Source organism: Cellulomonas massiliensis JC225 (genome assembly GCF_000312005.1).
GTDB classification, from domain to species: Bacteria; Actinomycetota; Actinomycetes; order Actinomycetales; family Cellulomonadaceae; genus Cellulomonas; species Cellulomonas massiliensis.
Map to the genome: position 1 here is coordinate 539,596 of NZ_HE978588.1, position 25,707 is coordinate 565,302.

The window sequence follows — 25,707 nt, forward strand, 5'->3', positions numbered from 1 at the left end:
GCCGGCGGGAGGGGGGAGGGTCCTCGTCGTGCGTGCGCGCCGCCTGACGCGCGGTCGGTGGTCCGGCGCGGCCGCCGGGCGGGTGGACCTCAGGCGACCCGCAGCCGGCCGTCGGCGGGCGTCGCGGGCCGGTCGCCCTCGACCGCCGGGACCGGGGTCGGGCTGGTCTCGGCCTCGTAGCGGCGCTGCGCCTCGGTGAGGACGGCCGTGATCTCGTCGCCGATGAGCTCGTAGCGCTCCAGCAGCGCGTCGCGGAGCGCCTCGACGAGGTGCCGGTTGCGGGACAGCAGCCGGCGCACGGCGGTGCGGGCCTCCTCGAGCACCTTCTCGAGCTGCTCGCGGGCGCTCGCGTCGGCGATGACCGCGGAGACCAGGTCGCGGTCGGTCGCGAGGAACGAGACGAGCGAGCCGGTCATGCCGGCGGCGCCGACCATCTGCGCGGCGGTGCGGGTCGCGGCCGCGAGGTCGCTGGCCGGGCCTGTCGTCGTCTGGCCGAAGAACAGCTCCTCGGCGACCCAGCCGCCCATCGAGATCTGCACGAGGGCGTTGAGGTCGTAGTGGGAGTGCGTCCAGACCTCCTCGCAGTCGTCGTGCGCGAGCAGGCCCAGGGCGTCGCCGCGCCGGACGATCGTGAGCACCTCAAGCGTGCGGTTCTGCGCGGTGAGCCACGCGACCGTGGCGTGCCCGGCCTCGTGCGTCGCGATGAGCCGCTGCTCGGCCGCCGTGTACTGCACGGGTTGCCCGATGCCGACCATCTCGGTGATCCGGGCCCGCTCGATGTCGACGAACGACATCTGCTGCGAGCCCCGGCGCAGCGCGTTGACGAGCGCCTCGTCGAGGAGGTGCTCGATCATCACGGGGGTCCAGCCGTTCGTCGCCGCCGCGATGCGGTCCCGCGAGCGCGGCTCGTCGAGCTCCGGCTCGTGAGAGCGGCGCGCGAGGAAGTGGTCGACGAGCGCCCGGCGGCCGACCGCGTCAGGGGTCGAGAACGTGAGGCGGCGGTCGAACCGGCCCGGGCGCAGCAGGGCCGGGTCGAGCTGGTCGGCCCGGTTGGTCGCGGCGATGAGCAGGATCGGCGCCCGGACCGGCCGGCGCTGCTTGATCTGCCGGTGGGCCGGCAGGAAGAGGTTCACGCGGGCAACGAGCCGGTTGAAGAGCTTCTCGCCGCCGGTCGGCTCGTCGAAGGACTGCATCTGGACCAGCAGCTCGTTGACGACGCCGCCCGTCCCCTCGGAGATCACGGGGCTCGTCACGACGGTCGGCCCGCGCCGCTCAACCGGCATGCCGAACGGCGCGCTGTGGAACACGCCCGCGCCGGACGGCCCGGCCGAGAAGGCGAGCGCGGACGAGGCCGCCGAGCGCGGCACCATCCCGCCGCGGGCCATCGCGATCGCGTCGATCTCCTCGATGAACCCGATCGCGCCGCCCTCCGCGCGCGCGGCCTTGCGCAGCGCCTTGAAGTAGGAGCGGATCTTGCGGGCCGTGGCGCCGTAGTACATCGACTGGAACGACGTCGCGGAGACGAACAGGAACGGGACGCCGGCCTCGGCGGCCATGGCCTTCGCCGTCATCGTCTTGCCCGTGCCCGGCAGCCCCTCGAACAGCAGGCCGCGCCGCGGGGTGCCGCCCATCTGGTCCGCGAACCGGCGGTGCGTCTGGAACAGGTCGATGGACCGGCGCACGTCCTCCTTCACCGGGTCGATGCCCACGACGTCGTCGAGGCGGACGTCGACCTGCTCGGGCCGGTAGGTGAGGTGCGGCGAGCGCGACGAGCCGACCTGCGTGCCCAGGACGACGACGATCATGAGGACGAAGAACAGGACGACCGTCAGCAGGAACGGGTCGATCGCAGGGACGACGGGCAGCACGGGGACCCCGAGCACGGCCGCCGTGACGACCCAGACCTCCGCGAGGATGACGACCGCCGCCAGCCGGTACACCCGCCGTCGGCGCATGCGCTCGCGGTCCAGGGCGATGTCGTGCGCGCCGAGCCGGATGGGCGACTGGTCCTCGGTCATGTCGTCACCTCTCGTCGGGCGGGGGCCGCGTCCGGCGAGGGCGCCGGTCGACGGGCAGGCGTCGTCGGACCCCGCGTCCGTCCATCGTGGGCGCCCCCGCGAGGGTCGGCAACATCGGACATACCGGACCACCCATTCGGACGAATCGGACATGCCGATCGGACCCACGGGCCCGGGGGACGTGCCACGCTCCTCCCATGACGCCCGGTGATGCGCACCGCATCGCGACGCCCGCCATCGGCAACCTGCGCGAGCTCGGGGGCCGGCCGACCGCCGACGGCGGGACCGTGGCCCGCGGGGTCGCGTACCGCTCGGCGGAGCTCGCCGCCGACGCGATCACCGACGACGAGGTCGTCGCGGCCCTGCGCGTGCGCACCGTGGTCGACCTGCGCACCGCGGCGGAGCGGCTGGCCCGCCCGGACGTGCTGCCCGCCGGCGCGCACGGGGTCACCCTCGACGTCCTCGCCGGCCTCCCGGCGCCGACGGGCCCGCTCGCCGACCTCGGCCGCGACCCCGCCGCGCTCGACGGCCGCCTCGACCACGTCGACGTCGTCCAGGCGATGACCGGCACCTACCAGGCGCTCGTCGCGGACCCGACCGCCCGCACCGCGTACGCGGCGTTCGTCCGGATCGTCGCCGACCCGACGTCGGGCCCGGTCCTGTTCCACTGCACCGCCGGCAAGGACCGCACCGGCTGGGCGGCCACGGTCCTGCTGCTCGCGGCCGGGGTGGACGAGGACGGCGCGATGGAGGAGTTCCTCGCCGTGAACCCCGCGGTGCGCGAGCTGTTCGCGCGGGCGCTGGCGAGCCTCGGGCCGCGCGCGGAGGTGCTCCTGCCGGCCTTCGAGGTGCGGCCGGAGTACCTGCAGGCGGCGCTGACGACGGTGCGGGAGCAGTTCGGGTCGTTCGACGGCTACCTGCGCGGCGGGCTCGGGCTCGCGGACGACGAGGTCGCGCGGCTGCGGCGACGTCTGCGACCCGACCAGTGAGCGCGGTGGTGCCGGCCGCGCCCGACGGCCCACCATGGGACGCATGACGAGCCGCGGTCGCCCGCGCCGCCGGACGGCGGCGGTGTCGCTCGTCCTGCTCGCGCTCGCCGCGGGCTGCGGCGTGCCACCGGACGCCGACCCGGCGGACCCGGTCGCCGTGCGGGCGGTCGTCGTCCCCGACAAGCGCCGGGCTCCGGAGCCGCCCGCGGCGCCGGACCTGTCCACGCTGCTCGTCGTCGAGCCGCGCGTGGTCGTCCCGGGCCTGCCGGGCTCGGAGGGGGCCGAGCCGGTCCGCACGGACGACGGCTGGCAGACCGTGACGGTGCTGCGGGACACCGCCGCCTACGACGCGCCGGACGGCGAGGCCGTCGGCGTGCTGCCCGCGCTGACGCTGCGCTACCCGACCGTCCTGCCGGTCGTCGGGCGCGAGTCCGGGTGGGTGCGGGTCATGGTCGCCGCGCGCGGCGCGCTGCCGTCGCAGGACGCGAGCCGCGTCAATCACCGCACGGCGTGGGTCCGCGTGCGGGACACGCGCGCCGGGTCGACGTCGTGGCGGCTCACGGTCGACCTCTCCGAGCAGACGCTGACGGTCGACGACGGCGAGCGCACCCGCGTGCTGCCGGTGCTCGCGACGGGCCGCCCGGGCGTGACGCCCACGCCACGCGGCCTGCAGTTCGTCGTCGGGCCGTTCTGGGACGAGCCCGGCACCACGACGCCGCGCGTCGTCCTCCTCTCGACGCAGAGCGAGACGATGGACGACTACGACCGCCGCACCGGCACGTCGGCCAGCGCGATCCACACGACCACGCTGCGCGCGACGGGCGAGGTGTCGAACGGGTGCGTCCGGGTCACCGACGAGGTGCTCGACGTGCTCTGGCACCGCGTGCCGGCCGGCACGCTGGTCGACGTCGTCCCGTAGGCACTCGCAGAGCGCCCGGAGAAGCCCGGAGGACGCTCAGAGCGTCAGCCGGACGACCGTGCGCGTGCGCGACGTCCGCGCGACCTCCTCGAACCCCGCGGCGGCGAACATCGACGCCGTGCCGTGGTACAGCTCGCTCGCTGAGCCGGACCCGTCGACCGGGTACGCCTCCAGCACGTGCGCGCCCCCGGACCGCGCCAGCGCGACGGCGCCGTCCAGCAGCTCCCCGGCGACGCCCTGCCGCCGGTACCCGACCCGCACCACGAAGCACGTCACCGACCAGACGGACGGGTCGTCGAGGTCGTCGTCCGGCACGCCGGAGCGCATCGTCGGGCGCCGGGCGAGGCGGTACTGCGGGCGCGGCGCGACCGCGCACCAGCCGACCGGCTCGCCGTCGCGCACGGCCACGACGCCCGGGCCGGGCTCGTCCGACGCGAGGTCGTCGGCGGTGCGGCGACGCAGCTCGTCCGGGCCGAGCTCGTCCCACTCGCGGGAGGTCACCCGGAACCACTGGCACCAGCAGCGGGCGGCGACGCCGCGGGTGCCGAACACCGCGTCGAGCTGCTCGAGCGTCGGGCGGGTCTCGATCTCGGTCACACCGCCGACGCTAGGGCCGGCCGCCGACGGCGTCACCCGCGGGCAGCCGCTGACGGCCGACGACGGCGAGCAGCGCCAGCCGCTCGGCGTCGACCGACCCGGGCGTCGCGGTGAAGACGAGCAGCCGCTGCCCGGTGTCCGTGTCCAGCAGGGTCGCGCAGTCGAGCGTGAGCGGCCCGACCTCGGCGTTGACGAAGCGCTTCGTCCGCGGGTGCTTCTCCCCCACGTCGTGCTGCGCCCAGACCGCCGCGAACTCGGGGCTGCGCGCGAGCAGCTCGGCGACCAGGGCGGCCGCGCGTGAGCCGCGGCCGCCCGTCGCGTACGCGGTGCGCAGCTCGGCGGTGAACACCCGGCCGTGCTCGGCCTGGTCCTCGGGCGGGTAGACGTCGCGCGAGGCGGGGTCGGTCCACCAGCGGTAGACCGTCGCGCGCTCCCAGCCGCGGTAGGCCGCGTGGTCGCCCAGCAGCGCCACGGCGGGCCCGTTCTGGGCGAGCGTCTCGCCGAGGTCGGAGAGCACCATCGCCGGGGTGTCCGTGAGCCGGTCCAGGATGCGCTGCAGCGCGGGGCCGACGTGGTCGGTGCGGCCGGCGCGCTCGGGCGCGTGGTGGCCCGCGAGCCGGAACAGGTGGTCCCGCTCGGCCCTCGTCAGGCGCAGGGCGCGCGCCATCGCGGCGAGCATCGGCTCCGAGGGCTGCGGCCCGCGGCCCTGCTCGAGGCGGCTCCAGTAGTCGGCGGACATGCCCGCGAGCGCGGCGGCCTCCTCGCGGCGCAGCCCGGCGGTGCGGCGGCGCGGGCCGCGCGGCAGCCCGACGTCCTCCGGCTGCAGCGCGTCCCGGCGGGTGCGCAGGAAGTCGGCGAGCTGGCGGCGGTCCATGCGGCCATCGTCGCCCGCCTGCCGCCGCGCATCCAGGGATCGGCGGTCCGTGGACAGGTGCGCCCTGGAGGCGGCGCCGGCCGAGGACGCACGGTGGTCGCGTCATCCCCGACCGAAGGAGCACCCATGACCTCGCGCATCGCCCTCATCACCGGCGGGTCCCGCGGCCTCGGCCGCGCCAGCGCCCTCGCCCTCGCCGACGACGGCACGGACGTCGTCCTCACCTACCTGCACGGCCGGGAGCAGGCCGACGAGGTCGTCGCGGAGCTCGCCGCCCGCGGCCGCCGCGGCGTCGCCCTGCAGCTCGACACGCGCGACGACGCGACGTTCGCCGCGTTCGCCGACGAGCTGCGCCGCGCGCTCGTCGCGACCTCGGGCCGCGAGCAGCTCGACGTGCTCGTGCACAACGCCGGGACGTTCGCGCCGACACCGTTCGGCGCGACCGGGCCGGCCACGCTCGACGACCTGTTCGCGCTGCACGTGCGCGGCCCGATGCTGCTCACCGACCACCTCGCGCCGCTCGTCGCCGACGGCGGGCACGTGCTCACCGTCTCCAGCGGCCTCACCCGGTTCTTCGTCGACCCCGTCTACGCGGGCTACGCGGCGATGAAGGGCGCGGTCGAGGTGTGGACCCGGTACCTCGCCGTCGTCCTCGGCGCCCGGGGCATCGCCGTCAACACGGTCGCGCCCGGCGCCACGGCGACCGACTTCGGCGGCGGCGCCGTCCGCGACACCCCCGCCTACCAGGAGCGGATCGCCGCGACGAGCGCGATGGGACGGGTCGGGCAGCCCGACGACGTCGGCCGCGCGGTCGCCGCGATCGTCTCCGGACGGATGGGCTGGGTCACCGGGCAGCGGATCGAGGCGTCCGGCGGGCAGGCGATGGGCCACGCCTGACCGTCAGGCGGGCGGGCGTCCGTCGCCCTCGTCCGGCGGGGGCACGAGCTCGTGCAGGCGGGGCTGCTCCCAGACGACGCGCTCGCGCTCCGGCGTGCGCCGGTGCCACTCCTCGTCGGCACGCAGCCGCAGGTACGACCGCCACGAGTGCCACGCGAGCAGGCCCGTGACGGTCGCGACGACGCCGGTGCCGACGAAGCCGAGCGAGTCGGTCGTCTGGCCGCCCTCGACGGCCTTCTTCACCATCACGGCGACGAGCAGCAGCGTCCACGCGCTCAGCCCGAGCGCGACCCACCGCCGCACGATCCTCACCCCCGGGCATCGGGCGCGGCGGGCGCGACATTGAGCGCGGCGCCCGGATCGCCCCGGCACGACGGCGCGCACCGGTACGTTTTGTCCGGATCGCTGCCGTCGAGCCGGGAGGTCTGCGGTGACCACGACGACGCCCGCGCCCGCCGGTGCCCTGCGCTCCCGGCGGGCGAGCCGCCCGCCGCGGCACCCCCGCCGGCGCGTCCTCGTCGTCGTCGCCGTCCTGCTCGTCGTCGTGCTGGCCGGGGCGTGGCTCCTCGTCGGCTCCCGCTCGTGGGTCCGGGCGGACGGCACGTCGTCGTGGTCCCCCGGGCTCGTGCAGGAGGTCGGCTCGGTGACCGGCCTCGGCACGGGCGTGGTCTGGCTCGTCGACGACGAGCAGGGGTGGGTGCTCGTCGGCGTGCGCAACGCGGGGCCGCTGCCGGTGACGCTCGCGGTGCAGCCGCTCGACCACGCGGCCGCCACCGCCTCGCTCGAGGCGGGCGGCGCAGCGGCCCCGCGCCTCACGCTCGGCCCCGGCGAGCGCGCCGACGTGCGCGTCGCCCTCGACGTCACCTGCGCGACGTACGGGGACGGCGTCGGCGAGTCGATCGACGAGGTCCGGCTGCGGACCACGACGCTCGGGGTGACCCGGACGCAGGTCCTCGCGCTGGAGCCGCAGCCGGGCGTGCTCGGGCCGCACGAGCCGGACGCCTCCTGCGCCGCAGCCGGGTGATCAGCGCGGCGATCCGGCGCACCGGGTCCGTCCGCTCTGCCACCATGCACGGGTGACCAGCCCGTCGGACGCGCCGCCCGTCGCCGAGCCGCTCGTCCTGGCGACGTACGCGAGCTGGAGCCGGCGCGTCGTCGCCGCGCTGCTGGACTCGGCGATCCTCACCGGCGTCGCGTGGCTCGCGACCGGGGACGGCCCGGTGTGGTCGCTCGTCACGTGGGGCGAGTCGGGCGTCGAGTCCTCGTCCTGGGGCTTCGCCGCCCTGGCCACGCTCGTGCTGCTGCAGGCGTACGCCGGCTCGACGCCCGGCAAGCGCGTCGTCGGCATCCGCATCCTGCGCGCGGGCACCGGGCGCCCGGCCGGGCTGCTGCGCACCGTCGGCCGGGAGATCGCCCACCTGCTCGACGCGATCCTCATGATCGGCTACCTGCGCCCGCTGTGGCACGAGCGCCGCCGCACGTTCGCCGACTCGATCTGCGACACTGACGCCGTCCACCTGCCGCCGCCGTGGAGCCCCGTGCGCGGCGCGACCCCCGGCCAGGCCCGCACGACCTGGCTCGCGCTCGCCGCCTGCGCCCTCGGCGTGCTCTACAGCGTCGGGCCGTCGGGCGGGACGTCCGAGGAGGTCACCGACGCCGCCTGCACCGTGTCGGGCGAGACGCCGATCGAGGTCACCGTCGGGCGCGCGATCGAGGCCACGACGAGCACGCGGCTGGGCGTCACGCGGGGGCAGCGGACGGAGCGGCCCGTGGTGCAGTGGGCGAGCGAGGAGGCCGGCAGCACGGAGCTGTGGGTCCGGGTCACCTACGGCGAGCCGGGCTCGCAGCGCGTGGTGGACACCTCCACGAGCCACCCGCCGGCCGACGGGTGGGTCGAGGGCGACGTGGAGCGTCAGTCCTCCGAGACCTGGGGCCGCGCGGTGCTGCCCACCGACTCCGAGCTGCTGCGCCAGCGCCCGGTCGAGTGGCGGGCCGAGGCGTTCGACGGGGAGACGAGCCTGGGCACGTGCTCGGGCCCGCCGCTGACGTGACCGACCGCACGACCACCCCTGACCCCGCCCTCGGAGGATCGTGAGCACGCCCCAGAACCAGCCGACGGACGCGATCGAGGACGGGCCGGTCGACGCACCCGTCGACCCGTCCGACGACGCGGCCTCGCCGACCGCGCGACGGCTGCTGGGCGGCGTGCCCGCGGACGTCGGCGACCTCGTCACCGACTGGGTCGCCGCGGCGCTCGACGCCTACCCGCGCCCCGTCTACCCGCTCGCGCGCGAGTGGGACGTCTCCGTGCAGGGGCTCGTCCGGCTGGTGCCGTACGTGCCGCGTTTCGCGACCGCACCGCTGGGCCTGCTCGACCGGTTCGGCGCCGTGACGGTCGGGCCGGAGCGCGTCGGGCTCGACGGCAAGGACGTCGCGTGGGAGCGGGTGCTGGAGATCCGCACCGAGCCGGCGTGGACGGCCCTCTCGGCCGAGGCGCTCGAGGCGGACCTCGCGCGGTTCGTGACCTTCATCCCGCCGCTGCCCGGCCGCGCCTGGGTGCTGCGCAAGATCGGCGAGCTCGTCCTGTCGCTCTACCTGTCCGCGCTCCCGCCCGAGGACGCGCCGGTCGACGACGAGAGCGGCGACCCGCTGTTCTCCCGCGTGGTCTCGTCGGTGCGCTACCGCCGCCGGTTCGGCCAGGGCGAGGCCGAGGTCAGCGCGACGTCGGCACTGCTGCAGCTCGCGCTGCCGAGGACGGTCGACACGATCGTCCGGACCGCCGCCCAGCACGGCGTCACGGTCACGCACGTGCCCGCCACCGAGACGACGCTCGGCTCGGTGATCGAGCGGGCGGCGATGTGGCGGCGCACCGCGATCGACCTGCGCCTGCGCGTGCTCGACCGGCTCACGGCCGCCCGGCCGAGCTGAGCTGTACCGGGCTCAGGCGCTGCGCAGCGACGCGGCGCCGCCGAGCCGCACGAGCGGGACGAGCGTCGAGCCCTGGTGGTCGGTGAGCTCGACGGCGATCGTCGCGAGCCGTCCGCGCCGGCGCGCGGCGACCCAGTCCAGCACCTCGGTGACGTCGTCGACATCCTCCAGGCGCCAGTGCTCGGCCTCCTGCCCGCGGGCCGTGCGCAGCTCGACCACGTAGACCGGGTCGTCGACGACGAGCCACGACGCGCGCGGGTGCTGCCCCGGAACTGCCCTCACGTCCACCCCTCCCTCGTGCGGAGCGTCGAGCATCGCCGCGCCGGGTGAACGCGGCGCCAACCCCGCCGGGCGTCGGGATGGACCGCCCCGGAACGTCCGGCGCGGAACACCGGGCCGCCGCGCGGGCGTTCGACCGGGTGGACCGCTTTCCGCCCACGTGAGGAGGAATCGATGAGCAGCTGGACCCCGCAGGAGCTGGACACCGTCGACCGCACCGACGAGGTGCACCTGGCCTCGTCGCGTCCCGACGGCACGCTGCGCCCGGCCGCGACGATCTGGGCCGTGCGCGTCGGCGACGACGTGTTCGTCCGCTCGGCGTACGGGCCGAGCAACGGCTGGTTCCGCCGCGCGCAGGCGTCCGGCTCCGGGCACCTCGCCGTGGGCGACGCCGAGCTCGACGTGACGTTCGAGCCGGCGCCCGACGACGTGCACGAGGCCGTCGACGCGGCGTATCACGCGAAGTACGACGGCCGGTACGAGGCGTCGATCGTCGGGACCGTCGTCGGACCCGAGGTCCGCGACGTCACGCTGCGCGTGGTGCCCCGCGACTGACCCGCCCCGTGGTCAGTCGGTGGCCGACCGGATCACGCGCGCCGGGTTGCCCACCGCGACCACGCCGGCGGGCAGGTCCCGCGTCACCACCGACCCGGCACCGACGACCGTGTCGTCGCCGATCGTCACGCCCGGGCACACGATGACGCCGCCGCCCAGCCACACGTTGTCGCCCAGCACGATGGGCTTCGCCGCCTCCAGCTTGTCCCGCCGCGGCTGCGGCTCGACGGGGTGGGTCGGCGTGAGCAGCTGGACGTTCGGGCCGATCTGGCAGTCCTCGCCGATCGTGATCGCCGCGACGTCGAGCGCGGTCAGGTTGAAGTTCACGAACGTCCGGGCGCCGATGCGGATGTTCTCGCCGTAGTCGACGAACAGCGGCGGCCGGACGAACGCGTCCTCCCCCAGCTCGCCGAGCAGCTGCTCCAGCAGCGGACGCGCCGCCTCGGCGTCCGCGACGAACGCGCGGTGGTACGCGTCCGCGAGCCGGATCGCCCGGCGGGAGATGCGCTGGCTGTCCGGGTCGTCGGCGATGTAGAGGTCCCCGGCGAGCATCCGCTCGCGGTTCGTCCGCGGGTCGTCGGCGAAGTAGTCGGTCGTCGGCTCGTCGCTCATGCGGACGAGCGTACGGACCGAGCCGACGGGCGCTCGCCCGATGTCCCGCGGCACGGGAGCCTCGCTCGCGCTGCGAGGATGGCGTGGTGAGCCCGCTCCAGCACCCCCGTCGGCCGGACGTCACCTCGGTCGAGATCGTCGGTGGCGCCGAGGCGATCGAGGTCGCCCTGCACCCGTACGACGACCGCTGGCCGAGCGTCTACGAGGAGCACCGGCGGCGCATCGCGGCCGCCCTCGGGGACGCGGACGTCCGGATCGAGCACATCGGCTCGACGTCCGTCCCGGGCCTGGCGGCGAAGCCGATCGTCGACGTCGTCGTCGGCGTCGACGACGTGACGGCGGAGGAGGACTACCTGCAGCCGCTCCTCGACGCCGGGTACGTGCTGCGCGTCCGCGAGCCGGGGCACCGCCTCGTCCGGACGCCCTCCCGCGACGCCCACGTGCACGTCTACCAGCGCGACGACCCCGCGATCGACGAGTACCTGCTGCTGCGCGACCACCTGCGGTCGGACCCGCAGGACCGCGCGCTGTACGAGGGCACGAAGCGCGCCCTGCTGGAGCGGCAGTGGTCCGACATGAACGACTACGCGGACGCGAAGACGGACGTCATCGTCGCGATCAAGGCGCGGGCGCGGGCGCGGCGCGACGCCGGCTGAGGCGCCGGGCACGGGCGCCCCGCCCGGCTCAGATGGTGATCCGGCCGGTCCACAGGCCGACGCCGGCGACCACCGCTCCCACGAGGATGAGCGCGAACAGCGCGAGCTCCGTGGGCGTGAAGATGCGCCGCCCCGACTCCGAGCGGGCCTTGACGTAGAGCAAGGTCGCCGGGGCGAGGATGAGGGTGCACAGGACGACGAACTCGAAGCCCGCCGCGTCGAACAGGAACAGGGTGTACGCCGTGGCGACCCCCGCCACGATCGTCTCCTTGCGCCGCGTCCGCGGCGTCACGCCCTCGTACGACTCCCCGGTCAGGCCCAGCTTGAGGGCGTAGGCCGCGGCGAGGAAGTAGGGCAGGAGCGCGAGGACGGTGCTGAGGTCGAGCATGAAGTTCAGCGCGTCGGTGAGCACCAGGGTCGCGGCGAGCAGCGCCTGCACGGCGAGCGAGGTGACGACGAGCGCGGTGATCGGCGTGCCGCGGTGGTCCTCGCGGCCGAGGAACCGCGGGAAGTCCGAATTGCGCGCGGGGATGTACATCACCTCGGCGGCCATCAGCGTCCACGCCAGGTAGGCGCCGAGCACGGAGACGACGACGCCGACGCTGATGAACGTCTGCCCCCAGTCGCCGACGACGGACTGGAACACCCCGATCATCGACGGCTGGCGCGTGTCGGCCAGCTCGGGCTGCGGCAGCACGGAGTAGCTCGACAGCGTCACCAGGGCGAACAGGCACAGGACGCTGAGGAAGCCGAGCACGGTGGCCCTGCCGACGTCCTCCCGCCGCCTGGCGTAGCGGGAGTAGACGCTCGCGCCCTCGATGCCGATGAACACGAAGGTCGTGATGATCATCGTGTTGCGGACCTGCTCGTCGAGGCCGCCGAGCTCGCCGTAGCCGTACGCGGTCCAATTGTCCGCGAAGACGCCGGCGTCGAAGTTCACGAAGAGCACGACGACGAACACGACGATCGGCACGATCTTGCAGATCGTCACGATGCGGTTGATCACCGCCGCGTCCCGCACGCCGCGGGCGATCAAGGTGTGGAAGAACCACACCCCGAGGCTGCCCAGCAGCGCGGCCAGCACCGTGTCGCCGTCGCCGAAGCCCTCGAAGAACGCGCCGAGAGTCGCGGAGATGAAGACCCAGTAGAAGGTGTTCCCGGCGATGGCGCTGGCCCAGAACCCGATGGCGGAGGTGAACCCGGCGTAGTCGCCGAAGCCCGCCTTGGCGTAGATGAAGACGCCCGAGTCCAGCTCCGGCTTGCGGATCGCCAGGTTCTGGAAGACGAAGGCCAGCATGAGCATGCCCGTGCCGGCGATCGCCCACGCGATGAGCGAGCCGAGGATCCCGGTCGCGACGCCGAACCGGGCGGGCAACGAGAAGACCCCGGCGCCGACCATCGACCCGACGACCATCGCCGTCAGGGTCGGCACGCTCATCTTGCCCGGGCTGCTGGGCGGAGCGTCCGCCTCCTGCTCGACGGTCATCGGGGCCCCCTCGTCCGGAACGCCGTGGTCAGCGGGTCAGAACTCGACCGGGTCGCGGATGATCGGGCAGGTCATGCAGTGCCCGCCGCCGCGGCCGCGCCCCAGCTCGGCCCCGACGATCGTGACGACCTCGACGCCGGCCCGGCGCAGCAGCGTGTTCGTGATGGTGTTCCGGTCGTAGGTGACGACGACGCCGGGCTCGACCGCGACGGCGTTGTTGCCGCTGTTCCACTGCTGGCTCTCGGACTCGTACACGTCGCCGCCGGTCTCGAGCACCTGCAGGCCCGGCAGGCCGAGCGCACCCGCGACCACGTCGACGAACGGCCGGCTCTCTTCCGTGACGTGCACGCCCCCGCTGTCGTCGCCGGGGCGCAGCGTGAACGGGTGCACGTGGTCGACGATCGCCGGGTACACGGTGACGATGTCGCGGTCCGCGAAGGTGAAGACCGTGTCCAGGTGCATGGCCGCGCGCAGCTTCGGCATCCCGGCCACGACGACCTGCTCCGCGGCGCCCTGGGCGAACAGCGCCGCCGCGACCTGGGTGATGGCCTGCCGCGAGGTCCGCTCGCTCATGCCCATGAGCACGACGCCGTTGCCGACCGGCATGATGTCGCCGCCCTCGAACGTGGCCAGTCCCCAGTCCTGCTCCGGGTCGCCCCACCAGACCGTCGAGCCGACGAAGTCCGGGTGGAACGTGTAGATCGCCTTGTAGAGCAGCGTCTCGTCCTGGCGGGCGGGCCAGTACAGCGGGTTCATCGTCAGCCCGCCGTAGAGCCAGCACGTCGTGTCCCGCGTGTACAGCGTGTTCGGCAGGGGCGGCATCAGGTACTCCCGCTGGCCGGTCGACTCGCGGACGAGCGCGACGTAGCCGGACCGGAACTCGCCGGGCACGTCCTGCGTCGCCAGCCCGCCGATCAGGTGCTCGGCGAGCGCACGCTCGCTCAGGGTCTCGAGGAACGCCCGCGTGCCGTCGACCAGACCGAGGCCGACCCGGTTGGGCGTCACCTTGCGGTCGAGGACCCAGTCCCGCGCCCCGGGCACCGCGAGCGTCTGCGCCAGGACGTCGTGCAGCTCGACGACCTCGACGCCCCGGTTGCGGAGCTTGTTGACGAAGTCGGCGTGGTCGCGCTGGGCGTTCTCGACCCACAGCACGTCGTCGAAGAGCAGCTGGGCGCCGTTCGACGGCGTGAGCCGCCGGTGCGCCATGCCCGGGGAGCAGACCAGCACCTTCCGCAACCGGCCCACCTCCGAGTGGACGCCGTAGGCGCTTGCAGGGTTCACGGAGGTCTCGGACATCGGCACCTGCCTCTGCTGGACGGTGGTCCTTCGGATGCTAGCGGCGCGTCCGCGTCGCGAACATGGCCCTGCACCCGACGCCGGCAGTCCTCGCAGCGGTCGCCGCGCCGGTCGTCACGCTCACTCCGGCCGCGCGTGCGTCCTCGTCGTCGTCGCCGCCGTCTCGCCACCTGCCGCTCCCCGCGCGACCAGGGAGCCCAGCAGCGCCAACCGCTCGGCGGTCGGCGTCCCCGGCGGCGCGTGGTAGACCGCGAGCGTCTGTCCCTCGGTGCCGCCGACGGCGAGCTTCTCGCAGTCCAGCTCCATCAGCCCCACGACCGGGTGCGCGAAAGCCACGCGGAAGCCGGCGCGCGGCCGGACGTCGTGCCGGGCCCACAGCCGGCGGAACTCCTCGCTCGCGAGCGAGAGCTCCCCGACGAGCTCGACCAGCCGCGGGTCGTCCACCGCGACGCCCGACGCTCGCACCCCCGCGACGAGGTACGGCAGGAGCGTCGGCCAGTCCGGGTGCAGGTCGCGCTGGGCCGGGTCGAGGAACACGTCGCGCAGGCGGTTGCGGCCCGGCACGAGGCTGGGGTCGAGCGCGCGGCACAGGTCGTTGGAGGCCAGGACGTCGAACACCTGCCCCTCGACGAACGCGGGCAGCCCGATCGCGTCCAGCAGTCGGAGCGTCCCCTCGGGCACCACCTCCGGCCGCGGGCGACGCCGACGACGAGGAGCCGCGGGCGCGCCCAGCGCGAGCAGGTGGTCCGTCGCCGCATCGTCCAGGCGCAGCACCCGGGCGAGCGCCTCCAGCACCTGCGGCGACGGGTGCCGGTCGCGCCCCTGCTCCAGCCGCAGGTAATAGTCGGCCGAGATGCCCGCGAGCATCGCGACCTCCTCGCGCCGCAGCCCGGGCACCCGCCGCACGCCGGTCCCCTCGGGGATCCCGACATCCGTGGGCCGGACGAGCTCGCGGCGGGCCCGCAGGAAGTCGCCCAGGCTCGTGCTCATGCCGCCACCCTAGGCACGGGGCCGGCGGTCATCCTGGTCCCCTCACTCCCAGGATCGGCGGGGACCTGCCTGGCCTCGCGGCGCCGGCGCACGGTGGAGCCATGACCACCACCACGAGCACCAGCACCCTTCCCGGCGGCACCTTCACGATGGGCGACCTCGAGGTCACCCGCGTCGGCTACGGCGCGATGCAGCTCGCCGGCCCCGGCGTCTTCGGCCCGCCCGCCGACCGCGCGGGCGCCGTCGAGGTCCTGCGCGAGGCCGTCCGCCTCGGCATCACGCACATCGACACGTCCGACTTCTACGGCCCGCACGTCACGAACGAGATCATCCGCGAGGCCCTGCACCCCTACCCCGCCGGCCTGCACCTCGTCACCAAGGTCGGCGCCCTGCGCGACGAGCACGGCGGCTGGCCCGTCGCCATGGCCCCTGACCAGCTCCGCCAGGCGGTGCACGACAACCTCGAGCACCTCGGCCTGGACGTCCTCGACGTGGTGAACCTGCGCGTCGGCGGCTTCGACACCCCGGAGCCCGGCTCGATCGCCGCGCCGTTCGAGGTGCTCGCCGAGCTGCAGCAGCAGGGCCTCATCCGCCACCTCGGCATCAGCACCGCCACCCGGGAGCAGGTCGAGGAGGCCCGCACGATCGCCCCCGTCGTCTGCGTGCAGAACCGGTACAATCTCGCCCACCGCGACGACGACGAGCTGATCGACTGGCTCGCCGGCGAGGGCATCGCGTACGTCCCGTACTTCCCGCTCGGCGGCTTCACGCCGCTGCAGGCCGACGAGCTCACGTTCGTCGCGACCCGGCTCGGCGCCACGCCGATGTCCGTCGCCCTCGCCTGGCTGCTCCACCGCTCGCCGAACGTGCTGCTCATCCCGGGCACCTCGTCGGTCGCGCACCTGCGGGAGAACGTCGCGGGCGCGGCGCTGGAGCTGGACGACCAGGCGCTGGCGGAGCTCGACGCGATCGGGCGGTGAGGCGACCTCCGCACACCGTCCCGGCGCCAGGCCACCTGCGCGCACCGTCGCTACGGGGCCCGGCGCTCGCAGCCGAGGCTCAGCCGTCCACGTCCACGGTTGCACGCACAACGAAGGGCCCCTGTCCGCATGACTCAGCGGACTGGGGCCCTTCGGCTGCTGGCGGTAGCGGTGGGATTTGAACCCACGGTGGACTTTCACCCACACACGCTTTCGAGGCGTGCTCCTTAGGCCGCTCGGACACGCTACCTCGGTGCAGAAGAGTACCGGCCCGCGCCCGATGCTCCGAATCGGGCGGTCTCCAGGGGCGGAGCGGCAGGTCAGGGCGGAGAGTCACGTCGCAGCAAGAATCGTGTCACCGCTTGTCTTGACGCGGCACCTGAGAGCGCTACCATCGCTCCAGTCGGCTGCGAGAGCGGCCGCATCGCTCGGAGGGGCGAGGACGCCCCGACGACCTCGCTCGCCACGAGCACCCGCCGGCATCCGGCCGGCAGAAGAGCACCACCCGAAGTTCCGCCCGTCGTATCCCGCCGGACTGCTCGTCGTCGCGCAGTCCGCGACGGACGTCGTTCTCTCTGATCGGAGACACCGATGTCCGACGTCCCTCGGGGCCTGCGCGCCTCCACGCTGCTGCGCCGCCACCGGCGCCTCGCCGCAGCCGCCGTCGCGGCGGCTGCCACCGTCACCGCGCTCGTCGCGGCGACCATGTCGCCCGCGAGCGCGTCCCTCCCGGCGACGCCGTCGGGCTGGACCCAGGTGTTCGCGGACGACTTCACGGGCTCGGCGGGCAGCCGGCTCGACGGCAGCCGCTGGCTGTACGACATCGGCCACGGCTACCCGGGCGGCGCGAGCAACTGGGGTACCGGCGAGATCGAGTACATGACCGACTCGACGGCCAACGTGTACCAGGACGGCTCGGGCAACCTCGTCATCAAGCCGCTGCGCGACGGCGCGGGCAACTGGACGTCGGGGCGCGTGGAGACGCAGAAGACCGACATCGCGGCGCCGGCCGGCGGGAAGATGCGCGTCGAGGCGCGGATCGCCCAGCCGAACGTCACCGGGGCCGCGGCGGCCGGGTACTGGCCGGCGTTCTGGATGCTCGGCGCCGAGGCGCGGGGCACGGGGGCGACGGGCTGGCCGCGGATCGGCGAGATCGACATCCTCGAGAACATCAACGGACGGCCGTCGGTGTTCGCGGCGCTGCACTGCGGCACCAACCCGGGCGGGCCGTGCAACGAGACGACCGGCATCGGCTCGGGCGAGCGCTCGTGCGCCGGGTGCCTCGGGAACTTCCACACCTACGCGATGGAGTACGACCGCTCGGTCTCGCCCGAGCAGCTGCGGTACTACCTCGACGGCAACAACTACTTCACGATCACGTCGAACCAGGTCGACGCGACCACGTGGAACAACGCCCTGCACCACGGGTTCTTCATCATCCTCAACGTCGCGATCGGCGGCGGCTTCCCGGCCGCGTTCGGCGGCGGGCCCACGGCCGCGACGCAGCCGGGCGTGCCGATGCTCGTCGACTACGTCGCCGCGTACACCGCGGGCGGCGGGACGACGCCTCCGCCCACCGGCACCGGCGGGTCGATCACGACGCCGTCGGGCTTCTGCCTCGACAACAACGCCGCGAACACCGCGAACGGCAACAAGATCCAGATCTGGGACTGCAACGGCAGCGCCGCCCAGAAGTGGACCTTCGTCGAGGCCGGCACGACCCTGCACGTCCAGGGCAAGTGCCTCGACATCCCCGGCGGCGGCACGGCCAACGGCCTGAAGCTGCAGCTCTGGGACTGCAACAACACGGCGGCGCAGGTGTGGATCCCGCGCAACGGCGGCTACTACAACCCGCAGTCGAACCGCTGCCTCGACAACCCGAGCAACTCCACGACCCGCGGCACGCAGGTCCAGATCTGGGACTGCAACGGCAGCAACGCCCAGAAGTGGACGCTCCACTGACCCCAGCCCGACCCGGCTCTCCCGTGCGCACCCGCGTGCGGGAGAGCCGCGCGTCGGCCTGTCCGGTCGGCGCGGCAACCCCGAAGGAGCACGACGCATGAGACTGAGGACCAGGACGACCATCGCGGGGGCGCTCGGCACCCTCGCCATCGCGGTGGCGGTGGCCGTCGCGGGCATGCCGGCGGCGCAGGCCGTCGGGCCGGACCGGCTGCCGCTGACGGTGACGAACAGCTCGGGCCGCGGCGAGGCGACGTACCTGTACGTGATCGGGGTGAACCTGGCCGACGGCCGGCTCGGCTACGTCAACGGCTCCGGCACGTTCTCGCCGTGGCCTGCGGGCGCCAACCCGCCGGTGCCCGCGCCGGACGTGTCGATCGCCGGCCCGGCCAACGGCGGCAGCAAGACCCTGCAGGTCCCGCGCGGGTTCTCCGGGCGCGTCTACTTCTCGTTCGGTGACAAGGTGCCGTTCAAGCTCACGCCCGACGGGCTCGTGCAGCCCGCGCCGTGGGCGGGCGGCGACCCGAGCGCGAACATCCTGTTCGACTGGAGCGAGTTCACGTACAACAACGACGGCCTGTGGCTGAACAGCTCGCAGGTCGACATGTTCGCCGTCCCGCACGCCGTGCTCGTCACGGGCGCGGACGGCACGACGAAGCGCACGGGCGACACGGTCACGAACGGGCGCCTCAACGTTGCCAACGCCCTGAAGGCCGACCCGGCGTGGGCGGGCAGCGTCGTGACGCGCTCCGACGGCACGCTGCTGCGGATCCTCTCCCCCGGCAAGGCCGCAGGCGCGGGACTCATGAGCGCGACGTACCTGGACTCGTACATCGCGTCGGCGTGGTCGGCGTACGCGTCGAAGACCCTCACGGTCGTGCCGTTCAAGGACCAGCCGAGCGTCAAGTACTTCGGGCGCACGTCCGGGACGACGATGACCTTCACGAACTCGGCGGGCCAGCAGGTCGCGTCGTTCCAGCGTCCCTCGTCGGCCGACGTGTGGGGCTGCGACGGCCGCCTGCACGCGCCGAACGACCAGGTGGTCGGCCCGATCGCCCGGACGCTGTGCGCCGCGCTGTTCCGCGGCACGCTCGGCACGATCGACACCCAGCCCAGCACCGACGCGTCGCAGTTCTACAAGAGCACCCCGCCGAACCGGTACGGCAAGGCGGTGCACGAGGCGATGGCCGACGGCAAGGCGTACGCGTTCGCGTTCGACGACGTGGGCGCGTTCGAGTCGCTCGTGCACGACGGCGACCCGCGCTCGGCGGGCATCGTCCTCAGCCCGATCAACGGCGGTGGCGGCGGCACCGGCGGCGGCGGGACGACGCCCCCGCCGACCGGCACCGCGGGCTCGGTCACCACGCCGTCCGGGCTCTGCCTGGACAACAACGCGGCCAGCACGGCGAACGGCAACAAGGTCCAGATCTGGGACTGCAACGGCAGCGTCGCGCAGAAGTGGACCTACGTGGAGGCGGGCAGCACCCTGCGCGTGCAGGGCAAGTGCCTCGACATCCCCGGCGGGGGGACGACGAACGGTCTCAAGCTGCAGCTCTGGGACTGCAACAGCACCGCCGCGCAGGTGTGGATCCGGCAGAACGGCGGGTTCTACAACCCGCAGTCGGGCCGGTGCCTCGACAACCCGAGCAACTCCACGACGCGTGGGACCCAGGTCCAGCTGTGGGACTGCAACGGCAGCAACGCACAGCGGTGGACGCTCAACTGACGTCGGCCTGAGCGTGGCCCGCGGGGCCGTCCGGTGCGCCGGGCGGCCCCGCGGTTCGCCCGGCCCGGCACGGCGCGATCGCCCCCGGCTGCCTACCGTGGGTCCCGTGAGCCTGCCGTACGCCCGCCCCTTCGCCGAGCACCCGCTGACCCCCGCGACGCTCGGCCAGGCCGTCGAGGTGCTGGCCGGCCACCGGCTCGTCGCCCTCACCGGCGCGGGTGTCTCGACGGACTCCGGCATCCCCGACTACCGCGGCCCGGACTCGCCGCCGCGCACGCCGATGACGTTCCAGCAGTTCGTCGGTGACCCCGCCTTCCGGCGCGTGTACTGGGCTCGCAACCACGTGGGCTGGCGGCACGTCGGCCGCACGATGCCGAACGCCGGCCACCGCGCGCTGGCGGAGCTCGAGGCTCGCGGCGTCGTGCTCGGCCTCATCACCCAGAACGTCGACCTGCTGCACGAGGCCGCCGGCTCGCGGAACGTCATCGACCTGCACGGCCGCTACGACCGCGTGGTCTGCCTCTCCTGCGGCACGGTCATCAGCCGAGCCGAGCTCGCCGACCGGCTGGACGCGCTCAACCCGGGCTTCACCGAGGCCGTCGAGGACGTCGAGATCGCGCCGGACGCCGACGCCGTCGTCGAGCAGACCTCGCACTTCGTCGTCGCCGACTGCGCCGTGTGCGGGGGCGTCCTCAAACCCGACATCGTCTACTTCGGCGAGACCGTGCCGCGCGAGCGCGTCGAGCGGGCGTACGCGATGGTCGACGAGGCGGACGCGATGCTCGTCGCCGGCTCGTCGCTCACCGTGCAGTCGGGGCTGCGGTTCGTCCGGCACGCGGCGAAGGCCGGCAAGCCCGTCGTCGTCGTCAACCGCGGCGCGACCCGCGGCGACCGCCACGCCACCCTGCGCCTCGACGCCGGGACGTCGGAGACCCTCACCGACCTCGCGCAGCTGCTGCCGACGCCGATCGCCCGGTAGGCCTCAGTCCTCGCGGCGCAGCTCGAAGAACCGCTCGAGCAGCAGGGCGCACTCGTCCTCCCGCACGCCCCCGACCACCTCGACCCGGTGGTTGACCCGCCGGTCGCGCACGACGTCCCACTGCGAGCCGCACGCCCCCGCCTTCGGGTCCCACGCGCCCAGGACGAGCCGCGGCACACGCGCCAGCACGAGCGCACCGGCGCACATCAGGCACGGCTCGAGCGTGACGACGAGCGTGCAGTCGTCCAGCCGCCACCGGCCGAGCGTGCGGGCGGCGGCGCGCAGGGCGACGACCTCGGCGTGACCCGTCGGGTCGTCCTGCGCCTCGCGCACGTTGTGCCCGCGCCCGACGACCTCGCCGCCCGGCCCGACGACGACGGCGCCCACCGGCACGTCGTCCGCGAGCGCGGCCCGTCGCGCCTCGTCGAGCGCGCGACCCATCGCCCACGCGTCGGCGTGGTCGACCGGCCGCCGCGGCCCCGCACCGGTGGCGGCGTGCTCTCCCGGGCCGGCGTCGCGCATGGCGCTCATCCTGGACCCTCGACCCTGCTCGCGGCACCTACCGACCGGTACGTTGTGCCCATGCGCCTGCACGTCGCCGACCACCCGCTCGTCGCCCACAAGCTCACGGTCCTGCGCGACGTGCGCACGCCGTCCCCGACCTTCCGCCTGCTGGTGGACGAGCTCGTCACGCTGCTCGCCTACGAGGCGACGCGCGACGTCAAGGTCGCGACCGTCGACATCACGACCCCGGTCACGGAGACGCAGGGCGTGAAGATCGCCGACCCCCGCCCGATGATCGTGCCGATCCTGCGCGCGGGCCTCGGGATGCTCGACGGCATGACGCGGCTGCTGCCGACCGCCGAGGTCGGGTTCCTCGGCATGCAGCGCGACGAGACGACGCTCGAGGCGGTCACGTACGCCAACCGCCTGCCCGAGGACCTCTCGGGCCGGCAGTGCTTCCTGCTCGACCCCATGCTCGCGACCGGCGGCACGCTCGTCGCGGCGATCGACTACCTCACGGCGCGCGGCGCGAGCGACGTCACGGCGGTCTGCCTGCTCGCCGCGCCCGAGGGCCTCAAGGTCGTCGAGGACCACGTCGGCGACCGGGCGGACGTCTCCGTCGTCGTCGCCGCGGTCGACGAGCGGCTCAACGACAAGGCGTACATCGTCCCCGGCCTGGGCGACGCGGGCGACCGCCTCTACGGTGTCGTCTGACGCCGCCCGCTCGTCCAACTGGCGAGCACCAGCACCGGTCGACTCGTCCCACCTGACGAGACGGTGACCGGATCGGCGTGGACCCCGGCGTCCCGCCGTGTGACGATCGAGGCATGACCGGCGCGCGCACCCTCCCCACGGAGTGGCAGCAGCGCGCCCATGCCCGGGTACGCGCGTCCCGCACGCGAATGATCGGGCGGATCTGCACGGGTCGTTGTCAGGCGTTCTGAGCCGACGACCGACCGCACGATCCGCCCGCCTCGCACCCCGCACCCCGCGCCGACTCCCGGAGCCCTCCCATGACCACGCAACGCCCCGGCATCGCCTTGTACGTGAGCCTGCCCGACGAGGACGCCGCGCGCCTGGTCGACGCCGCCGACGTGCTCCGCGAGCTCGCCCTCGACCTGCTGCCCGACGCGGAGACCGTCACCGAGCTCGCGCTCGTGCCCGTCCCCGCCGACCCGTTCGACGTCCCGCCCGCCGCGCACCCGGGCGGCTCCTCGCGCCGCCGCGCCGCCGCCCACCGCTGAGCCCTCCGCCGCCGTCGCCAGCCGGTCCCGCTCCGCTGCGGTCGCCGCCCGGCCCGACGGTGCCTAGCGTGGAGGGCATGCGCATCGCCATCGCCGGGGGGCACGGCCGCGTCGCCCGACTCCTGTCCCGGGCGCTCGTCGACCGTGGGGACGTGCCGGTCGCGATCGTCCGGAACCTCGACCACGTCCCTGACCTGCAGGACGACGGCGCGGAGCCGGTCGTCCTCGACCTGGAGTCCGCGCTCGTCGGTGACGTCGCCGACGCGGTGGCCGGCGCCGACGCGGTCGTCTTCGCCGCGGGCGCCGGGCCCGGCAGCGGGGCCGCCCGCAAGGACACCGTCGACCGGGGCGCCGCGGCGCTGCTCGCCGACGCGGCCGAGCAGGCCGGCGTCCGCCGGTACGTGCTCGTCTCGTCGCTCGGCGCCGACGCCCCGCCCCCGCCGGGCACCGACGACGTGTTCGCCGCCTACCTCGCCGCGAAGGGCGCGAGCGAGGAGGACCTGCGCCGCCGCACGCTGGACTGGACGATCCTGCGGCCGGGGGCGCTCACCGACGACGAGCCGCAGGGGCACGTCGAGCTCGCTCCGGAGGTCGAGCGCGGGGCCGTGCCGCGCGGCGACGTCGCGGCCGTGCTCGCGGCGCTGCTGCACGAGCCGGCGACGTCCGGCATGGTGCTCGAGCTGGTCGGCGGGCCGACGCCCGTCGAGGAGGCCGTCCGGTCGGTCACCGCCTGAGGCGTCAGGGCGCCGCCGGAGGCGTCAGGGCGTCGGGCGCGCGGTCGGGCTGCTCGTCGTGGTCGCGGCCGGCGGCGACGCCATGAGCGTCACGGCGCCGACGAGGTACTGGTCGCTCTGCGTCGTGGGCGTGAGGCTGCCCACCTCGCAGTCGAGCGACGCGGCCGCGAACGCCTTGACGTCGACGCCGAGGGCGTTCGACGCGCGCCACCCGGTGGCGGTCGAGTCGAAGGCGTTGGACGACGAGCCGCCGGAGACCTGCGACGAGCCGTTCCAGCGCAGCGGCGTGAGGTCCGTCGTCACCGGCGAGCACGACGAGCCGAGCGTCAGCCGGTCGCCCGTGCCGTTGCGGTCCCCCTCCCACGCGACGACGCCCGCCCGCACCTCGGTGCCCGGGTCGGCGGCGAACCGGAAGACGGGCGGTGCCTGCCGCGCGGCGACCCACGCGCCCCCGTCGTACACGGTGGCGGTGCGGTCGGCGGAGTCCGCGTAGACCACGACGAGCGCCCAGCCCGCGTAGTAGCTCGGGTTGCCGCCCCGGCGCACGTCGCTCACGGCCGTGTCGGCGACGGACCACGTGCCGCCGCGGTGCGCCTGGACGAGGCTCGTGACGTCGGCGAACGACTGGTAGTACTCGCGGCCCGCGTTGTCCTCGACCGTCGTGACGTCGGACGGCGCCGCGGACACCGTCGTCCACGCCCCGCCCGGGCCGCGCACGGTGGCGGTCGTGAGGTCGTTGCTCCAGCCGTCGGTCGCCGGGGAGCGGTTGGCGGACCAGTACAGGCCGGCCCACGCGACGTCCCGGCCGCCGGGGATCGACAGGTGGGTGCTCGACGAGACCGGCACCGCCGGACGGACGCCCGTCGGCGGGTCGGCCGCCTCGTCGAGCGCGACCATCGTCCGGCCGTTGTTGTCCCCGGAGCCGGCGAGCACCGTGGAGCACGCGCGCGACGGCGCGCACGACAGCAGCGGGGCGCCCGCCTGCCGCACGCTCGCCCCGGGAACCGAGACGCGCGGGCTGAGTCCCGCGGAGGTGGTGCGGGCGGTGGCCGAGCCGGCCGCGTCCTTCGCGCCCGCGGCGCCGAGCGCCACCGACGCCGTGCGCTGGCCGGCGCTCGTCGCGCGCACGCTCAGCAGCACGGACCGGTCGGCGCCGGCCGCGAGGGTGCCCAGGTCGCAGACCACCCGCCGCGCCGTGCGCTCGGCGGCCTCGCACACCTCCTCGACGGCGCCGGGGTTCCAGACGAGGTTCGCGGGCAGGCTGACGGTGACCGTCGCGCCGGCGGCGTCCGCGCCGGATACGGACGAGCGCGCCTCCAGGGTGCCCTGGCCGTCGGCGGCGAGCTGCAGCGTCGCGGTGACCGCCAGCGACGGGTGCGCGACGTCGAAGGGCAGGCCGAGCCGCTCGCTCGGCTCGGCGTCCGCCGCGGTGGCCGACGCGCGCAGCGCCTGCTCCCCGAACTCGCCCGGCACGCCGTCGAGCGCGACCGACGCCTCGACGCGCTCGTCCGGGTCGAGCGCCGGGCCGGTGCACGTGAGCGTCGCCCCCGCGTCGTCGCAGAGCCAGCCCGGCACCGGGTCCTCGCCCCACCGCACGGCGCTCGTGCGCTCCAGCCGGAGCGTCACGGCCTCGGACCGGACGCCGCCGGTGTTGCGGACCGCCAGGGCGACCGTGCTGGGTCGGCCGCCGGCGACGCGCACGTCCGCCGACGGTCCGGTGAGCGCCAGCGTGGCGGGCGCACGGACGACGACCGGCACGGTCGCGGTGCCGGGGGCGCCGCGGCCGGACGGGCTGAGCTCGAGCCGGACGGCTCCCTCGACGTCCGTCCCGGCGGCGCGCAGGTCGAGCGCGAGGGTGGACGTGCGGTGGGGGCCGAGGCCGTCCAGCGCGCACGTCAGCGTGCCGCCCTCGTCCCCGGCCACGCACGCCCAGGGCGAGCCGGTGGCCGCGCCGCCCCGCACGCCGGCGGGCAGGTGGACCGTCGCGGACACGGCCGACGAGCGGCCGCCCGCGTTCACGAGGTCGACGGAGAACGGCCGGCTGCGCCCGGCGACGAGCGAGACGGTCTCCGGCGCGGAGGCCACCGCGAGCCGAGCCGGGGCGGGCTGCACGCGGACCGGGATCGGGTCGGAGCGGAAGTCGAGGCCGCCGCCCGCGACGCGCACCTGCACGGTGCCGTCGGTGCGGTCGTACGACTCGGGCACCGAGACGCGCAGGAGCAGCTCCGCGGACGCGCCCGCCGGGAGCTCGTCGAGGGTGCACCGGGCGGCGGTGGCCGACCCCTCGAGCCGGTCGCACGACCACGTCGCGGCCGCGGCGACGACCGAGAAGCCCGGGCCGCCCAGCAGGTCGGGCACGCTGATCGCGTCGAGCTCGACCCCCTCGGGCAGGGTCACGGACGCCTCGAGCGCGGCGGCCGGCGAGCCGCCGGCGTTCTGGACCGCGAAGCGCAGCTCCTGGCCCGCGACCCCCGCGTCGAGCGAG

26 protein-coding genes and 1 tRNA gene are annotated in these 25,707 nt (G+C 74.8%); 15 read left to right on the plus strand and 12 right to left on the minus strand.

Translation table 11 applies throughout. The features are described from left to right. Nucleotides 1-89: 89 nt before the first annotated feature. Nucleotides 90-2,018, minus strand: coding sequence for an AAA family ATPase (locus HGCM_RS02530; RefSeq protein WP_019135317.1), 1,929 nt, complete (start codon nt 2,016-2,018; stop codon nt 90-92). A 197-nt stretch (nt 2,019-2,215) separates the two neighbouring features. On the opposite strand from HGCM_RS02530, the gene HGCM_RS02535 reads away from it, so the two are divergent. Then, nucleotides 2,216-3,007 carry a tyrosine-protein phosphatase gene (locus HGCM_RS02535; protein WP_019135318.1) on the plus strand — a complete coding sequence of 264 codons (792 nt, stop codon included), beginning with the start codon at nt 2,216-2,218 and terminating at the stop codon, nt 3,005-3,007. Between the two features lie 43 nt (nt 3,008-3,050). Further along, nucleotides 3,051-3,926 carry a L,D-transpeptidase gene (locus tag HGCM_RS02540; RefSeq protein ID WP_019135319.1) on the plus strand — a complete coding sequence of 292 codons (876 nt, stop codon included), beginning with the start codon at nt 3,051-3,053 and terminating at the stop codon, nt 3,924-3,926. Nucleotides 3,927-3,962: 36 nt separating this feature from the next. On the opposite strand, the gene HGCM_RS02545 is transcribed toward HGCM_RS02540, so the two are convergent. Both HGCM_RS02545 and HGCM_RS02550 read right to left on the minus strand, forming a co-directional pair. Further along, nucleotides 3,963-4,523 (minus strand): GNAT family N-acetyltransferase, encoded by a 561-nt coding sequence (locus HGCM_RS02545; protein ID WP_019135320.1) that lies wholly within the window; start codon nt 4,521-4,523, stop codon nt 3,963-3,965. 10 nt (nt 4,524-4,533) lie between these two features. Beyond that, the gene (locus HGCM_RS02550) at nt 4,534-5,397 is read right to left on the minus strand and encodes a helix-turn-helix transcriptional regulator (protein ID WP_019135321.1); all 864 of its coding nucleotides are present in this window, start codon (nt 5,395-5,397) and stop codon (nt 4,534-4,536) included. Nucleotides 5,398-5,523: 126 nt separating this feature from the next. Here HGCM_RS02550 and HGCM_RS02555 point away from each other — a divergent pair, with 126 nt between their 5' ends. Next, complete coding sequence (locus HGCM_RS02555; RefSeq protein WP_019135322.1) at nt 5,524-6,294, plus strand: SDR family NAD(P)-dependent oxidoreductase; 771 nt, start codon at nt 5,524-5,526, stop codon at nt 6,292-6,294. A gap of 3 nt (nt 6,295-6,297) precedes the next feature. On the opposite strand, the gene HGCM_RS02560 is transcribed toward HGCM_RS02555, so the two are convergent. Further along, nucleotides 6,298-6,597, minus strand: coding sequence for a hypothetical protein (locus HGCM_RS02560; RefSeq protein WP_019135323.1), 300 nt, complete (start codon nt 6,595-6,597; stop codon nt 6,298-6,300). Between the two features lie 127 nt (nt 6,598-6,724). Between HGCM_RS02560 and HGCM_RS02565 the strand changes: the two genes are divergently transcribed. The 3 genes from HGCM_RS02565 to HGCM_RS02575 are packed head-to-tail and all read left to right on the plus strand — an operon-like array spanning nt 6,725 to nt 9,222. Beyond that, entirely contained in the window at nt 6,725-7,318 is a 594-nt protein-coding gene (locus HGCM_RS02565) for a hypothetical protein (protein ID WP_019135324.1), read from the plus strand. Nucleotides 7,319-7,370: 52 nt separating this feature from the next. Further along, nucleotides 7,371-8,345 (plus strand): RDD family protein, encoded by a 975-nt coding sequence (locus tag HGCM_RS18675; protein WP_019135325.1) that lies wholly within the window; start codon nt 7,371-7,373, stop codon nt 8,343-8,345. Nucleotides 8,346-8,385: 40 nt separating this feature from the next. Then, entirely contained in the window at nt 8,386-9,222 is an 837-nt protein-coding gene (locus tag HGCM_RS02575; protein ID WP_019135326.1) for a hypothetical protein, read from the plus strand. Nucleotides 9,223-9,234: 12 nt separating this feature from the next. On the opposite strand, the gene HGCM_RS02580 is transcribed toward HGCM_RS02575, so the two are convergent. Further along, entirely contained in the window at nt 9,235-9,504 is a 270-nt protein-coding gene (locus HGCM_RS02580; protein WP_147572601.1) for a hypothetical protein, read from the minus strand. A 171-nt stretch (nt 9,505-9,675) separates the two neighbouring features. Between HGCM_RS02580 and HGCM_RS02585 the strand changes: the two genes are divergently transcribed. Beyond that, a complete protein-coding gene (locus HGCM_RS02585; protein ID WP_019135328.1) occupies nt 9,676-10,056 on the plus strand; it encodes a DUF2255 family protein in 381 nt (126 codons plus the stop codon). 12 nt (nt 10,057-10,068) lie between these two features. Here HGCM_RS02585 and HGCM_RS02590 read toward each other — a convergent pair whose 3' ends face one another. Continuing rightward, on the minus strand, nt 10,069-10,668 hold the full coding sequence (locus HGCM_RS02590; RefSeq protein ID WP_026075214.1) for a sugar O-acetyltransferase: 600 nt from the start codon (nt 10,666-10,668) through the stop codon (nt 10,069-10,071). A gap of 86 nt (nt 10,669-10,754) precedes the next feature. Between HGCM_RS02590 and HGCM_RS02595 the strand changes: the two genes are divergently transcribed. Beyond that, nucleotides 10,755-11,324, plus strand: coding sequence for a GrpB family protein (locus tag HGCM_RS02595; RefSeq protein ID WP_019135330.1), 570 nt, complete (start codon nt 10,755-10,757; stop codon nt 11,322-11,324). A 28-nt stretch (nt 11,325-11,352) separates the two neighbouring features. Here the strand turns inward: HGCM_RS02595 and HGCM_RS02600 are convergent, their stop codons facing one another. From HGCM_RS02600 to HGCM_RS02610, 3 genes are all read right to left on the minus strand, one after another. After that, nucleotides 11,353-12,810 (minus strand): basic amino acid/polyamine antiporter, encoded by a 1,458-nt coding sequence (locus HGCM_RS02600; protein ID WP_019135331.1) that lies wholly within the window; start codon nt 12,808-12,810, stop codon nt 11,353-11,355. A 36-nt stretch (nt 12,811-12,846) separates the two neighbouring features. Beyond that, nucleotides 12,847-14,106, minus strand: coding sequence for an arginine deiminase (locus HGCM_RS02605; RefSeq protein WP_019135332.1), 1,260 nt, complete (start codon nt 14,104-14,106; stop codon nt 12,847-12,849). A gap of 120 nt (nt 14,107-14,226) precedes the next feature. Next, nucleotides 14,227-15,096: a helix-turn-helix transcriptional regulator gene (locus HGCM_RS02610; protein WP_019135333.1), complete on the minus strand. Its 870-nt coding sequence runs from the start codon at nt 15,094-15,096 to the stop codon at nt 14,227-14,229. A gap of 101 nt (nt 15,097-15,197) precedes the next feature. On the opposite strand from HGCM_RS02610, the gene HGCM_RS02615 reads away from it, so the two are divergent. After that, nucleotides 15,198-16,076 (plus strand): aldo/keto reductase family oxidoreductase, encoded by an 879-nt coding sequence (locus HGCM_RS02615; RefSeq protein ID WP_019135334.1) that lies wholly within the window; start codon nt 15,198-15,200, stop codon nt 16,074-16,076. A gap of 160 nt (nt 16,077-16,236) precedes the next feature. Here HGCM_RS02615 and HGCM_RS02620 read toward each other — a convergent pair. Then, nucleotides 16,237-16,326 (minus strand) — tRNA-Ser (locus HGCM_RS02620). A gap of 341 nt (nt 16,327-16,667) precedes the next feature. Here HGCM_RS02620 and HGCM_RS02625 point away from each other — a divergent pair. The 3 genes from HGCM_RS02625 to HGCM_RS02635 all read left to right on the plus strand — a co-directional run bounded on the left by HGCM_RS02625 (nt 16,668) and on the right by HGCM_RS02635 (nt 20,740). Next, complete coding sequence (locus HGCM_RS02625; protein WP_019135335.1) at nt 16,668-18,038, plus strand: ricin-type beta-trefoil lectin domain protein; 1,371 nt, start codon at nt 16,668-16,670, stop codon at nt 18,036-18,038. A 97-nt stretch (nt 18,039-18,135) separates the two neighbouring features. Continuing rightward, on the plus strand, nt 18,136-19,761 hold the full coding sequence (locus HGCM_RS02630; protein WP_026075215.1) for a beta-1,3-glucanase family protein: 1,626 nt from the start codon (nt 18,136-18,138) through the stop codon (nt 19,759-19,761). A 106-nt stretch (nt 19,762-19,867) separates the two neighbouring features. Beyond that, nucleotides 19,868-20,740 (plus strand): NAD-dependent protein deacetylase, encoded by an 873-nt coding sequence (locus tag HGCM_RS02635; protein WP_019135337.1) that lies wholly within the window; start codon nt 19,868-19,870, stop codon nt 20,738-20,740. A gap of 3 nt (nt 20,741-20,743) precedes the next feature. Here HGCM_RS02635 and tadA read toward each other — a convergent pair whose 3' ends face one another. Further along, nucleotides 20,744-21,181 carry a tRNA adenosine(34) deaminase TadA gene (gene tadA, locus HGCM_RS02640; protein WP_026075217.1) on the minus strand — a complete coding sequence of 146 codons (438 nt, stop codon included), beginning with the start codon at nt 21,179-21,181 and terminating at the stop codon, nt 20,744-20,746. A gap of 141 nt (nt 21,182-21,322) precedes the next feature. On the opposite strand from tadA, the gene upp reads away from it, so the two are divergent. The 3 genes from upp (at nt 21,323) to HGCM_RS02660 (ending at nt 23,222) form a co-directional block, all read left to right on the plus strand. Next, on the plus strand, nt 21,323-21,958 hold the full coding sequence (upp, locus tag HGCM_RS02645) for a uracil phosphoribosyltransferase (protein ID WP_019135339.1): 636 nt from the start codon (nt 21,323-21,325) through the stop codon (nt 21,956-21,958). Nucleotides 21,959-22,257: 299 nt separating this feature from the next. Continuing rightward, nucleotides 22,258-22,488 carry a hypothetical protein gene (locus HGCM_RS02655; RefSeq protein WP_147572603.1) on the plus strand — a complete coding sequence of 77 codons (231 nt, stop codon included), beginning with the start codon at nt 22,258-22,260 and terminating at the stop codon, nt 22,486-22,488. Nucleotides 22,489-22,565: 77 nt separating this feature from the next. Beyond that, on the plus strand, nt 22,566-23,222 hold the full coding sequence (locus tag HGCM_RS02660; RefSeq protein ID WP_026075218.1) for an NAD(P)H-binding protein: 657 nt from the start codon (nt 22,566-22,568) through the stop codon (nt 23,220-23,222). 24 nt (nt 23,223-23,246) lie between these two features. On the opposite strand, the gene HGCM_RS16540 is transcribed toward HGCM_RS02660, so the two are convergent. After that, the coding region (locus HGCM_RS16540) for a COG1361 family protein (protein WP_040398911.1) at nt 23,247-25,707 on the minus strand (2,461 nt) is incomplete at its 5' end.

What these genes read in the sequence shown, in the direction of transcription:
- HGCM_RS02530 (WP_019135317.1), bottom strand. Translation starts at nt 2,018, where the DNA reads ATGACCGAGGACCAGTCGCCCATCCGGCTCGGCGCGCACGACATCGCC.
- HGCM_RS02535 (WP_019135318.1), top strand. Translation starts at nt 2,216, where the DNA reads ATGACGCCCGGTGATGCGCACCGCATCGCGACGCCCGCCATCGGCAAC.
- HGCM_RS02540 (WP_019135319.1), top strand. Translation starts at nt 3,051, where the DNA reads ATGACGAGCCGCGGTCGCCCGCGCCGCCGGACGGCGGCGGTGTCGCTC.
- HGCM_RS02550 (WP_019135321.1), bottom strand. Translation starts at nt 5,397, where the DNA reads ATGGACCGCCGCCAGCTCGCCGACTTCCTGCGCACCCGCCGGGACGCG.
- HGCM_RS02555 (WP_019135322.1), top strand. Translation starts at nt 5,524, where the DNA reads ATGACCTCGCGCATCGCCCTCATCACCGGCGGGTCCCGCGGCCTCGGC.
- HGCM_RS02585 (WP_019135328.1), top strand. Translation starts at nt 9,676, where the DNA reads ATGAGCAGCTGGACCCCGCAGGAGCTGGACACCGTCGACCGCACCGAC.
- HGCM_RS02590 (WP_026075214.1), bottom strand. Translation starts at nt 10,668, where the DNA reads ATGAGCGACGAGCCGACGACCGACTACTTCGCCGACGACCCGCGGACG.
- HGCM_RS02600 (WP_019135331.1), bottom strand. Translation starts at nt 12,810, where the DNA reads ATGACCGTCGAGCAGGAGGCGGACGCTCCGCCCAGCAGCCCGGGCAAG.
- HGCM_RS02605 (WP_019135332.1), bottom strand. Translation starts at nt 14,106, where the DNA reads ATGTCCGAGACCTCCGTGAACCCTGCAAGCGCCTACGGCGTCCACTCG.
- HGCM_RS02610 (WP_019135333.1), bottom strand. Translation starts at nt 15,096, where the DNA reads ATGAGCACGAGCCTGGGCGACTTCCTGCGGGCCCGCCGCGAGCTCGTC.
- HGCM_RS02615 (WP_019135334.1), top strand. Translation starts at nt 15,198, where the DNA reads ATGACCACCACCACGAGCACCAGCACCCTTCCCGGCGGCACCTTCACG.
- HGCM_RS02625 (WP_019135335.1), top strand. Translation starts at nt 16,668, where the DNA reads ATGTCCGACGTCCCTCGGGGCCTGCGCGCCTCCACGCTGCTGCGCCGC.
- HGCM_RS02630 (WP_026075215.1), top strand. Translation starts at nt 18,136, where the DNA reads ATGAGACTGAGGACCAGGACGACCATCGCGGGGGCGCTCGGCACCCTC.
- tadA (WP_026075217.1), bottom strand. Translation starts at nt 21,181, where the DNA reads ATGGGTCGCGCGCTCGACGAGGCGCGACGGGCCGCGCTCGCGGACGAC.
- upp (WP_019135339.1), top strand. Translation starts at nt 21,323, where the DNA reads ATGCGCCTGCACGTCGCCGACCACCCGCTCGTCGCCCACAAGCTCACG.
- HGCM_RS02655 (WP_147572603.1), top strand. Translation starts at nt 22,258, where the DNA reads ATGACCACGCAACGCCCCGGCATCGCCTTGTACGTGAGCCTGCCCGAC.
- HGCM_RS02660 (WP_026075218.1), top strand. Translation starts at nt 22,566, where the DNA reads ATGCGCATCGCCATCGCCGGGGGGCACGGCCGCGTCGCCCGACTCCTG.